The sequence below is a fragment of the Xenorhabdus santafensis genome, assembly GCF_033949405.1.
Lineage (GTDB): Bacteria > Pseudomonadota > Gammaproteobacteria > Enterobacterales > Enterobacteriaceae > Xenorhabdus > Xenorhabdus santafensis.
On record NZ_VCDN01000447.1, the window covers coordinates 1 to 262 of the forward strand.

Sequence of the window (262 nt, forward strand, 5' to 3'; positions counted from 1 at the left end):
GAAAAAGATCGTGATGAAGGAAAAATCCAGCAAGTTCAACGGTTTATCTCACCATTTTTACTGCGCCGTACGAAGAAAGATCAAACAGTCGCATTAAACTTACCAGATAAACAAGAACAAAAAGCTTACTGTCCACTTACCGGTGAACAAGCTTCCTTATATGAACAACTTGTTCAAGATACATTGCAAAATGTAGAAGGATTAAGCGGAATTGAAAGACGCGGATTTATATTACTTATGCTGAACAAACTTAAACAAATTT

General features: G+C 35.5%; 1 protein-coding gene. It reads left to right on the plus strand.

Annotation, left to right across the window (positions count from 1 at the left end):
- Positions 1-262 (plus strand): SNF2-related protein (locus tag FE392_RS23045; protein WP_319931996.1); only part of this gene is annotated, 262 nt, incomplete at both ends.